We start from the raw sequence: 11,529 nt of genomic DNA on the forward strand, positions 1-11,529 counted from the left end.
TTTGTGTGGGTAGCAGTCGCCCTCCGCGTGCGCCTCACCCAGAACATAACCCCACGCCTTACCTTGCCCCCATGAAAACCCTCCTGCCCCTCGCCCTGCTCACGCTCCTCGCCGCCGCCCCGGCCGCCCCACCCACGCAACGGGTACGCCAGTTCCGGCAAGCGCACGAGCGGGAGCTGCTGGCCGAGTTTGGGCAATTGGTGGCCATCTCCAACGTGGCGGCCGATACGGCCGGGTTGCGGCGCACGGCGCAGTTCATTCAGGGCATGATGCGGCGGCGCGGTATTGCCACCGAGCTGCTGGCCGCGCCCACGCCGGGCGTGCCGCCGGTGGTATTTGGCGAAGTGCGCGTGCCGGGCGCTACCCGCACCGTCATTTTTTATGCGCACTACGACGGCCAGCCCGTGAACCCCGCGCAGTGGGGCTACGGCCTGCAGCCCTTTCGGCCGCAGTTGGCCACCGGCCCGCTCGACCGGGGCGGGCAGCCGACTGAACTACCCGCCGCCGGCCAGCCGCTCAACCCCGACTGGCGGCTCTACGCCCGCAGCGCTTCCGACGACAAAGCCGGCGTGATGGCCATTCTGACCGGCTACGAGGCCCTGAAAGCCAGCAAGCTCAAGCCGAACGTCAACATCAAATTCTTTTTTGAGGGCGAGGAAGAACGGGGCTCGCCGCACCTGGCCGAGATTCTGGCCCGGCACAAGGCCCGGCTGGCTTCTGATGTGTGGGTGATTTGCGACGGGCCGGTGCACCAGTCGGGCCGCAAACAGGTGGTATTCGGAGCGCGGGGCGATGTGAACATGCGCCTGACCGTGTACGGCCCGCGCCGGCCCCTGCACAGCGGGCACTACGGCAACTGGGCCCCCAACCCCGGGTTGGCCCTGGCCCGCCTGCTCGCCTCGATGGAGGACAGCACCGGCCGGGTGCGCGTGGCGGGCTTCTACGATGATGTGACGCCGCTGAGCTCGGCCGAAAAAGCCGCCCTGGCCCAGGTGCCCAACCTCGACGAAACCATCCGGCAGGAGCTGGGCTTCGCGCGGCCCTACGGCACCGGCCAGACGCTGGTGGAGCTGCTCAACCAGCCCTCGCTCAACCTCAACGGCATGCAGAGCGCCAATGTGTACCCGGCCGCCGCCAACGTGATTCCGACCAGCGCCGTGGCCGTCCTCGACCTGCGCCTCGTGCCCGGCAACGACGCCCAGCGCCAGGTGCAGAAAGTGGTGCGCCACATCGAGGCGCAGGGCTACCACGTCCTCAGCGCCGAGCCCACCGATGCCGAGCGCGCCCAATTTCCGCTGCTGGTGAAGGTGCAGGCCGAGCCCGGCTATAACGCCCAGCGCACCCGCCTCGACCTGCCCATTGCCCGCCAGATTATCGCGGCCGTGCAAACCACCACTACCGACCCCGTGGTGGTGCTGCCCACCATGGGCGGCAGCCTGCCGCTCTACGTGTTCGAGCAGCAGCTCAAGGCCCAAACCATCACGGTGCCGGTGGCCAACTACGACAACAACCAGCACGCCGAAAACGAGAACATCCGCCTCGGCAACCTCTGGGAAGGCCTCGAAACGATGGCCGCGATTATGCAGCTGAAGTAGCCGGCGCGGCCACAACCGCAAATGTGGGGGCGGGGCGGCCACGAAATTTCAGCCTCGGCCATCAGCCCCGGGAAGATTCTGTCCGTAAGCAGTTATCAAGGGGGCTGGCGGTGCTGGCCTCGTTTCTGACTTACGTTCGCCTATGTCCGCTCCCACTTATCCGCCCGGCACCGTACGCGCCTTGCTTGCTACGCCGCACGTTTCTGAGGCCACCCGCGCTGCGCTGCAGGCCCGTCTCGATGCGCCAGCCTACGAGCCGCAGTTTCTGGCTCCCGAAACCTACGCCCTGCTCGAAGCCGTGGCCGCCCGCCTCTTTCCCCAGCCCGACCGGCCCGACAACCCCATTGCCCTGGCTCCCAGCGTAGACCAGCGCCTCACCGAAGGCCGCGCCGACGGCTGGCGCTACGACGCCCTCCCGCCCGACCGCGAGGCCTATCGCCTGGGCCTGGGCGGCATCCAGGAGATTGCGCAGGGGCTGTTTCAGGCCGATTTTATGGGGTTGAATGCGGAGCAGCAGCATGCCGTAATCCAGGCGCTGGCCGAAGGCACCCCGTCCGGCACCGCCTGGGAAACCCTCGACGCCAGCCGCTTCTTCGAAGAAATGCTGGCCGAACTCACGGAAACCTACTACGCCCACCCGCTGGCCCAGGAGGAAATCGGCTACGTTGGCATGGCCGACCTGCCCAAGTGGTCGAAAATCGGCTTGAATGAGAAAGAAGAAAGAGAGCCGAGCCCCTTGTCATCCTGAGCGCAGCGAAGGACCTTATTACGGTTGAATGAATAGCAATAATTCAACGGTGATAAGGTCCTTCGCTCCGCTCAGGATGACGGACATTTTACCTCAATCCGAATTTACTTAATCCCATTATGCCCGACGAAGAAATCATCGAAGAAGGCGTCATTAACCCTGTTCAGCCCGAAATTCAGGACCCACTACTACGCTCGCTAATGGCCGAAGAACCCTTGGCTGCCAACACGCCAAAGGAACAGCCGCAAGCAATTCCGGCTGAGGCCGATGAAGTAGACTGCGTGGTGATTGGACTGGGTGCGGGCGGCGCGCCCCTGCTCGCCCGCCTGGCCCAAGCTGGGCTCAAAGTAGTGGCCCTGGAAGCCGGCCCCTGGCACAACCCCGCAACCGACTTCGCCACCGACGAGAAAGCCCAGGATTTCCTGTTTTGGAACGACGAGCGGCTGGCCGCCGGCGGCGACCCACTGGCCATGGGCAAGAACAATTCTGGCACCGGTGTGGGCGGTTCCACCCTGCACTACACCGCTTACACCCCCCGCCCGCTGCCTGATGATTTGCACATCCGGCGCGACTTCGGGCAGGGTGAGGACTGGCCGGTGAGCTACGAGGAGTTGGAGCCCTACTACAATGAAGTCGAGCGCTTTATCGGAGTTTCCGGCCCCACCCCCTACCCTTGGGGGCCCGCCCGTAGCCAGGGCTACCCGCTAGCCCCACTGCCGCTGAATAGCGCAGCCCAGCTGATGGTGCGCGGCGCGGAAAAGCTGGGCATTAAAACCTCGCCGGCCGCCAATGCGGCGCTCTCGGCACGGTACTACCAGGAAGGCGTGGGCTGGCGCGAGGCCTGCACCAACCGCGGCTTCTGCCAGGCCGGCTGCTCCAACGGGGCCAAGTCGAGCATGGACGTGACGTTTATTCCGCTGGCCGTGAAGCACGGGGCCGATATCCGGCCCAACAGCTTCGTGACGGAGATTGAGCGCGATGCCCGGGGCTACGTCACCGGCGTGGTGTACACCCAGAACGGAGAGCAAAAGCGCCAGCGCTGCCGCCACCTGTTCCTCTGCGGCGGCTCGGTGGAAACCCCGCGCCTGCTGCTGCTCAATGAGCTGGCACTAACCAGCGGGCAGGTGGGCCGCAACCTGATGGCCCACCCCGGCCTGCAGGTGTGGGGCACGTTTGCCGACGAGGTGCGGCCAAATAAGGGCATTCCCGGCGGATTGATTTCGCAGGACACCCACCGGCCCGCCGGAGCCGACTTTGCCGGCGGCTATCTGCTTCAAAGCATCGGCGTGATGCCGGTGACGTTTGCCGGGCAGGTGGCGCGGGGCCGCAAGCTATGGGGCCAGCCCCTGCGCGACTATATGCGCAACTTCAACCACATTGCCGGCATCAATATTCTGGGCGACTGCCTGCCCCACGCCGACAACTTCTTGGAGCTGGCCGAAGAAAAAGACGCGCGCGGCCTGCCCAAGCCGCGCCTGCATTTCACGGCCCAGGAAAACGAGCATCGCATGAATGCCCACGCCGAGAAAATCATGCGCGGCATCTGGGAAGCTGCTGGCGCGACCGATATCTGGTCGTTTCAGCGCTACGCGCACGTCATCGGCACGGCCCGCATGGGCAAAAGCGGCGACGATGCGGTGGTGGACGCGAACGGCCGCGCCTTCGACGTGCCCAACCTCTACATTTCCGACAACTCGACCTTCCCCAGCGCCCTGAGCGTGAACCCGGCCCTGACCATTATGGCCCTGAGCCTGCGCACGGCAGACAAGTTTTTGGAGAGCCTGAAGTAGCGGCGGGATGGATTACAGAACAATTAACTGAACGTCATGCTGAGCTTGTCGAAGCATCTCTACTGCCATAGTAAAATGAATTAGTTGCGCGGTAGAGATGCTTCGACAAGCTCAGCATGACGTGCTGGATTTCAATAAACAAATCCCATGAAATCATTCCTCACAGAAATCACAGACCATTTTGGCGATGGCAACTACGAGGGCGACCAGTTTGGTGGCGCGCAGGGCCACAATGGCAACGGCCTGCCTACCGGCCTGCCCAACAACTTCATGTTCGCCACGGGCATTGAGTGCAGCTACCCGACCATCGATAACGGCAAAACCCGCCGCGACCTGCTAGCCGAATGCGACCACTACAACCGCTACAAAGAGGACCTGGCACTGGTGAAGGAGATGGGCCTGAAAGTGCTGCGCTACGGCCTGCCCTACTACAAAATCCAACTCAGCCCCGACAAGTACGACTGGGAGTTTGCTGATGCCGCGATGGCCGAAATCCGCCGCCTGGAAATCACGCCGATTCTGGATTTGATGCACTTTGGCGTGCCCGACTTCATCGGTAACTTCCAGAACCCCGAGCTGCCGGTGCATTTCGCGGCCTACTGCGAGGAAGTGGCCAAGCGATACCCATGGGTGCGTTTCTACACGCCCGTAAACGAGATTTACGTAACGGCCAAGCTGAGCGCCAAGGATGGCATCTGGAACGAGCAGCTGAAGTCGGACAAGGCCTTTGTGACGGCCCTGAAGCACCTGGTGGCCGCCAGCATTATGGGCACCCAAAAAATTGCCAAGCACCGACCCGACTGCATCATCGTGCAAAGCGAGTCGGCGGAGTTCACCCATGAGCTGCGGGCCGAGCACACGCCCGCGGTGCAGCTGCAAAACAAGTTGCGCTTTACCTCGCTCGATTTACTTTACGCCCACCATCCCGAGGGTGAGGTCCTCAACTACCTCTACGACAACGGCATGACCCGCCGCGAATACGACTGGTTTATGGCCGGCGAGCCCCCCGGATACCAGATAATGGGCAACGACTACTACGGCCGCAACGAGAAAATCATGCTGCCCGATGGCTCCATCCAAACCAGCATGGATGTGCTGGGCTGGTACAACATCACCCACGACTACTACCAGCGCTACAAGAAGCCGGTGATGCACACCGAAACCAACGTGCTCGACGCCAAAGAAGGCCCCACCTGGCTCTGGAAGCAGTGGGTGAACATCCTGAGAATGCGCAAGGAAGGCGTGCCCGTGCTCGGCTTCACCTGGTATTCGCTCATCGACCAGATTGACTGGGACAAGGGCCTGGAGCGCAAAGTGGGTACCGTGAATCCCTGTGGCCTGTACGACCTCGACCGCAAGCCCCGCCCCGTGGCCGACGCCTACAAAATGCTGCTCCAGGAATACGGCCAGATTACAATAGTGCCCCACGGCGAGCTGTTTGAGGTGACTACTGCCCCGGCGACGCTGAAGGTAGAAGTGTAAAAAAGCCCCGCTATACTATGTTTAAGGATGTGTTGCGCCCTTGGATATGGCAGGGCCGGAAAAGCATGATTTCCCGATAGTACCCGCCCGCCCGCGCCACGCGGCGGCAACCTCTGTCGGGCCGGGCCGTTCCACGGGCGGGTGCCCGGTGCGGCGCTTCGCCTGCTGATGTCCCCTCCAGTACTGCTCCTGCGCGTGGCTGCCGCCTGGCCCCTGCCCGGCCTGGGCCTACTGGTGCTGCCCGATGGGCCCACGCCCTACCTGGCGGCCTGCGACCTGCACACGGCCCTGGCCGTCGAAGCCCACCTGCCCGATGGAACGCGCCACCCCGGTCTGGCCACCGTGGAAGAAGTGGCGCGCCCCGAAACAACTGTGCTGAGCCTGCTGCTCGACCTTAGCCCTGCCCGGGAGCTACCGGTGGGCACCATCATCTGGCTGGCCGGGCCGGCCCCGGCTTTGGGGTGAGTCCTCGGCCATTCATCCTTCGTCGCGGTGGAAGTGCCGTTCAGCGGGCAATAGGCAGCGTTAACCCGGCCGTGACAAATGAAAACAACTAAAGTTTAAAATTGCGGCTATAAATTTTATAAAAATCGGCACGGAACTAGTTAAAGCAGGTTACGCTTAGCGTAAATTGCCGGACCGTCCCTAATCATCTCCGGCATTTGGTTCTTTTATACTCCGTATGAAATTTCTTGCTCCGCTGCTCCTGGTGTGCCTCTGGGCATTGCCCGCCGCCGCCCAGCGTATCGTTATCAGTGGCCAGGTAGTGGAAGCGACCAACGGCGAGCCGGTGCCGTTCGCCTCCATCTTCGTGCCGCGCACCAGTTTCGGCGTCACGGCCGATGCCGATGGCAAGTTCAAGCTCAGCGTCACGGGTTCGCCCGATTCCATCGCCGTTTCGGCCATTGGCTTCGCTATCCAGCGCCGCAAACTCAGCGACGCGGCCGCGCAATCGGTGCTGTTTCGGCTGAAAGCTGGCGGCGTTACGCTGGGCGAAGTATTCGTGAGCTCGCGCCAGCCCGAGAACCCGGCCTTTCGCATCCTGCGCGAGGTGCAGAAGCACAAGCCCGAGAACGAGCGCACCGCCCTGAAGGCCGCCGAGTACGACTCGTACAACCGCATCGAAACCAGCCTGATTGATTTGCCGGCTTCCCTCAACAAGCGCAAGGCCATCCGCGATATTCGGGCGCTGGCCGTGCGCCAGGGTGCCGCCGCCGTAGGCGACCCCGATGCCCCGCTGCCGGTATTTGCCTCCGAGGTAGGCTCGCGGGTGTACCAGCGCAACAACCCGCTGCGCCGCCGCGAAGACCTGCTGCACAAGCAGATGCGCGGCGTAGGCCCGCGCGAGGGCTCGGTGCTTTCGCAGATGCTGGGCTCTAACTTTCAGAATTTCGACTTTTATCCCAACTGGCAGAACGTGCTGGGCAAGGACTTTATCTCGCCCATTGCCGAGGGCGGGCGCGGCACCTACGACTACGACCTGCAGGATTCGGTGTTCGTGGGCAAGGACTTTTGCTACCGGATTGCCGTTACACCCAAGCGCAGCCATGATTTGGCCTTCAAAGGCACCATCTGGATTACCACCGAGAGCTATGCTCTGCGCCGGGCCGACCTGGTGGCCAGCCCCGAGGCCAACATCAACTTTGTGAATGACCTGCGCGTGGCCCAGGAGCTGACTTCGCCCGCCGACGGCCCCGGCCTGCCTACGCGCACCAAGCTGCTCATCAGCGTGCGGCCTTCGGCCAAGCAGGCGGCCATGCTCGTTCGCTACACCACCGTGAGCAGCAACTTCGTGCGAAATAAGCTGCACGACGAATCGGGCTTCTACGACCAGCCCATCGTATCGTCGTTGATGGAGCCCGTGGTGGAGAGCCCCGCCGGGGGCCTGCTCGCCGGACTGCCCCAGGGCGGAGGGGGTGGCTATTTCGATGCCCACCGCCCCGACACGCTGAGCCTGAGCGAGCGCCAGACCTTTGCCGTGCTCGATTCGGCCAAGTCACTGCCCTCGGTGCGCAACCTGCTCGACTGGGTCGACCTGATTGTGAACGGCTACAAACGCGTGGGCAAGCTCGACTTTGGGCCGATTGCGGGGATATATGCGAACAACAACGTGGAAGGCAGCCGCTTCCGGATTGGTTTCCGCACTACGCCGCTCATCAGCCGCGACTGGCTGACCCAGGTATACCTTGCCTATGGCACCCAGGACGGCCGCTTTAAGTATGGCGTGCGCGAGAGCTACATCGCCGAGCGCCGGCACTGGACGGTGATATCGGCCGAGTTCCGGCACGACCTCGAACAGGCCGCACTGCTCGACAACGATTTTCTCGACAACAACAACCTGTTTACTACCGCCTCGCGCTGGGGCCGCTTCAAGCAGGGCATTCCCGTGATGCGCGACCTCACGTCGCTGAGCATTCAGCGCGACTTGTTCCATGGCTTCACCCAGACCCTGACGTTACGCTATCAGTTCATGGACCCGGTATTGCCGCTGGGCGTGCCCACCCTGCCCGGCCGCCCCACCGATGCGCCGCCCTCCGACAACCTGCGCTTGGGCGAGCTGGTGTCGGAATCGCGCTATGCCCCCGACGAAACGCTGGTGCAGAGCGAGAACCGCCGCCGCGCCGTGGGCCTGAAGCGGTGGCCGGTATTCAACTTCCGCTACACGCTGGGCTCCATCGACTGGTTCCGGGGCCAGAACATGTATCACAAGTTCAACCTGGCTGTTACGCACAGCTTATCGGTGGGCTATTTTGGGCGGCTCAACTACCGCGTCGAGGGCAACTACATTCCGTCGGCACTGCCCTACATCATTCTGAAGGCCCCGCTGGGCAACCAGACCTATTTCTATAATGCCAACGCATTCAACCTGATGAACTACTTCGAGTTCGTGACCGACCGCTCGGTATCGGTGCGCCTCGACCAGCATTTCGAAGGCCTGCTGTTGAACTCCCTCCCCGGCATCCGCACGCTGAACTGGCGGCTGGTGGGTACCGTTAACGTGCTCTACGGCAATCTGTCTGACCGGGCCCGGCGGGCCAACGGCAACTCCAACCGCCTGCCCGGCCTCATCCGCGAGCCTTACGTGGAAGTAGGCTACGGCATTGAAAACATCTTCAAGTTTCTCCGGGTCGACTTCCTGCACCGCCTGACTTATCGTGACCAGCCAACCGTTATCGACGCCCGGCACCCCGAGCATCAGAATTTCGGTGTGAAGCTCAGCGCTCAGTTCCGCCTCTAGCGGCGGCGATTTATTCCTGAACAGTCCGTCCGGCATTTTGCAGGGCGGACTGTTGTATTTTAGGGGCCGTATGTGGCTACTCACTCAACTAAGCAGGCATAAGCAACGGGGGACAGCGGCAATGCGGCGCGCCAGCAGCGCTGCCGCTGCCTGGACGCTGGGCGGGCTGCTCGGGTTGCTGCTACTGGCCGTGCCCGCGCGCGCCACCATACCCGAAGACACGCTGACGGTGCACCCCAGGCAGGCCTCAATTTACCTCGACGACCAGTATTACAGTATTCTGGAAGACCCCACCAGCCGCCTCACCCTGGCCGATGTGCGCAGCCCGGCCTGGGCCACCCGGTTTCGACGGCTGCTCGGCTCGGGCCAACCGCCCAACATCCAGCACACGAGCAGCAACTACTGGCTGCGCCTCACGGTGCGCCACGCCCCCGTCGAATCCGACGCCTGGTACCTGGAGCTGTACGACTCGCACATTGGGCAGGTCGTGTTCTACCGGCCCCGGGCGGGCAATACCACCGCCTACGACAGCATAGCCACCGGGGCAAATACTCCCTTCGCCACCCGGCCCCACCCCTACAAAAACTTCCTGTTTAACCTGCCCCCCCGGCCGGGCCAGACGGTGACGTATTACCTCCGACTGCGCTCCGATACCAAAACCAGCTTCCGGGCCATGGTGCACAGTGGGGCGGAACTGATTCCGGGGCTGCCGGTGCAATACTGGCTGCTGGGCATTTTCTACGGCATCCTGCTCATCATGGTGGTTTACAACCTCATCCTGTACTTTTTTTTACAGGAGGGCACCTACTTCTACTACGTTCTGTACGTGCTGAGCGGAGCGCTGCTGTTTTTGTCGGAAGATGGCCTGGGCTTCCAGTACCTGTGGCCGAACGCGCCGGGCTTCAACCACTTCATCGGGGCGGCGGCTCCGGTCCTACTGCTGCTCACGTTTGGCACCTACGCCAGCCGGTTTCTCGATACCCCCTCGCGCCTGCCGGCCCTGCACCGCTTTGGCCGATGGGTACTGGGTTGCAGCGCGGCCCTGCTGATGCTCGATGTGGGCTTAGTACATTCCGGTTTCAGCTTCTGGCTATACATGCTGCCCTACGGGCTGCTGTACTACGCCGGGTGGCAGGCCTACCGGGATGGGTTGAAGCCTGCCCGCTACCTGCTGCTGGCGCAGGCGCTGGTAGCCATCAGCCTGGTATTCCTCATTTCGCGCAAGCTGGGCTTTGAGTTTTACAACAATGCCTACACGGTGTATAGCCTCAATTCGGCTTTCGTGCTTGAAGTCGTGATACTGAGCTACGCGCTGGGCGAAAAGTTGAAAGGCCTGATGGACCTCACCCTGCTCGCCCAGCAGCGCCTCCTAAAACAGATGCGCAAAAAACACCAGGCCCAAAACCGCCTGGTAGAGCAGCTGCACGAAAACCAGCTGCTAAAGGACCAGCTCAACACTGAACTCGAAGCCCAGGTGGCCGAGCGCACGGCCGAGCTGCGCCAACAGCATGAAACCGTGGCCGCCCGAAATCGTGAGCTACTGGAAGCCAATGGCTTGCTGGCACTGCAGTCCGACGCCATTGCGATGCTGAACCAGCAGCTGAGCCAGGACCTGCACGCCGAAAAAGCGGCCCGCATCGAAGCCCGGGAAGTCGACTTCGGCGAGTTCAGCCAGATATACCCCGACAAGGATGCCTGCCTACGCTACCTGGCCGACCTGAAATGGGCCACCCACCCCTACCACTGCCGCAAATGCGGCCACGAAAAAAGCTGCGAGGCCCGCGAGCCCTATGCCCACCGCTGCACCCGCTGCCGCTACGTCGAGTCGGCTACTACGGGCACGATACTGCAAAAATGCAAGTTCTCCATTGTCAAGGCGCTCTATGCGGTGTTTTTGTTGCACGCGCACCGCGGCAGCTACTCACCCGCCGAGCTGGCCCGGGTGCTGGAGCTTCGCCCAGCCACCACTTGGGCATTCGCCCAGAAGGTACTGGCCGCCCTGCAGCGCCGTCGCCAAGCCCCCGACTACGAAGAGGGCGAACCTTGGACCCACGTACTCCTCGATGCCACAGCCGATATCGAAACGTCGGAATTGGAAGCCTCTGAAGCGCAAGCATAGGGCCCGGCAGCTACCGGCATCGTTTGCAGTGAAATCAGCATCTTTTTGAACGGCAAATATGCATATCTGTCCTAAGTAGAGATAGTATAAACACTATTTTCTTTTGAGCCAGTTTTTTTTCGAATGAAACGCATTTTTTTTGTTGTTTTTTAGCCTGTCAACTGAAAATCGCAAAACAGTCTATTCGAACTGCTGGGCAACTAATGGCCCTGTCCGGCGTGTGCAGCAAGCGTAAAGCGTCTGGTGCCTTCAATCACAAAAACCCTGTTTTTAGGCTGTTAAGCGTGTTTTCTCACTTGTAATTCAAAACACACGCATATACATTTGGGCTACAACTCCCACCTGTACGCTGTGCTTAACTCGCTTTACAACCATCGTTCGATTCGGACTGGCGGAAATTCCTCGTATCGTTTGCACTGGCGGGCGGGCTTCAGTGCGCTGCTTATGGTAGGGGCGCTGCTCGCCGCTTGCCAACGCGCTGCTGCTCCCGTTGCGAGCGCAGCCACGCCCCCGGCCTCTACTATTGCTTCCCCTGCTGCCATCAGCAACGAAATCCC

Annotated in this window: 7 protein-coding genes; all 7 read left to right on the forward strand. The window is 62.0% G+C overall.

Annotated elements, in window-relative coordinates:
- The first annotated feature begins 71 nt into the window (after positions 1-71).
- The 7 genes from ABIB44_RS14605 (at position 72) to ABIB44_RS14635 (ending at position 10,972) form a co-directional block, all read left to right on the forward strand.
- Complete coding sequence (locus tag ABIB44_RS14605) at positions 72-1,595, forward strand: M20/M25/M40 family metallo-hydrolase (protein WP_354585386.1); 1,524 nt, start codon at positions 72-74, stop codon at positions 1,593-1,595.
- Positions 1,596-1,737: 142 nt separating this feature from the next.
- Entirely contained in the window at positions 1,738-2,343 is a 606-nt protein-coding gene (locus tag ABIB44_RS14610; protein WP_354585387.1) for a gluconate 2-dehydrogenase subunit 3 family protein, read from the forward strand.
- A gap of 119 nt (positions 2,344-2,462) precedes the next feature.
- Positions 2,463-4,133 (forward strand): GMC family oxidoreductase, encoded by a 1,671-nt coding sequence (locus tag ABIB44_RS14615; protein WP_354585388.1) that lies wholly within the window; start codon positions 2,463-2,465, stop codon positions 4,131-4,133.
- Positions 4,134-4,280: 147 nt separating this feature from the next.
- Positions 4,281-5,615, forward strand: a complete 1,335-nt coding sequence (locus tag ABIB44_RS14620) for a family 1 glycosylhydrolase (protein ID WP_354585389.1) — start codon at positions 4,281-4,283, stop codon at positions 5,613-5,615.
- 168 nt (positions 5,616-5,783) lie between these two features.
- A complete protein-coding gene (locus ABIB44_RS14625; protein ID WP_354585390.1) occupies positions 5,784-6,080 on the forward strand; it encodes a hypothetical protein in 297 nt (98 codons plus the stop codon).
- Between the two features lie 217 nt (positions 6,081-6,297).
- The gene (locus tag ABIB44_RS14630) at positions 6,298-8,853 is read left to right on the forward strand and encodes a DUF5686 and carboxypeptidase-like regulatory domain-containing protein (RefSeq protein ID WP_354585391.1); all 2,556 of its coding nucleotides are present in this window, start codon (positions 6,298-6,300) and stop codon (positions 8,851-8,853) included.
- Between the two features lie 121 nt (positions 8,854-8,974).
- On the forward strand, positions 8,975-10,972 hold the full coding sequence (locus ABIB44_RS14635; RefSeq protein WP_354585392.1) for a 7TM diverse intracellular signaling domain-containing protein: 1,998 nt from the start codon (positions 8,975-8,977) through the stop codon (positions 10,970-10,972).
- Positions 10,973-11,529 lie beyond the last annotated feature (557 nt).

It is taken from the genome of Hymenobacter sp. UYCo722, assembly GCF_040547115.1.
Lineage (GTDB): Bacteria > Bacteroidota > Bacteroidia > Cytophagales > Hymenobacteraceae > Hymenobacter.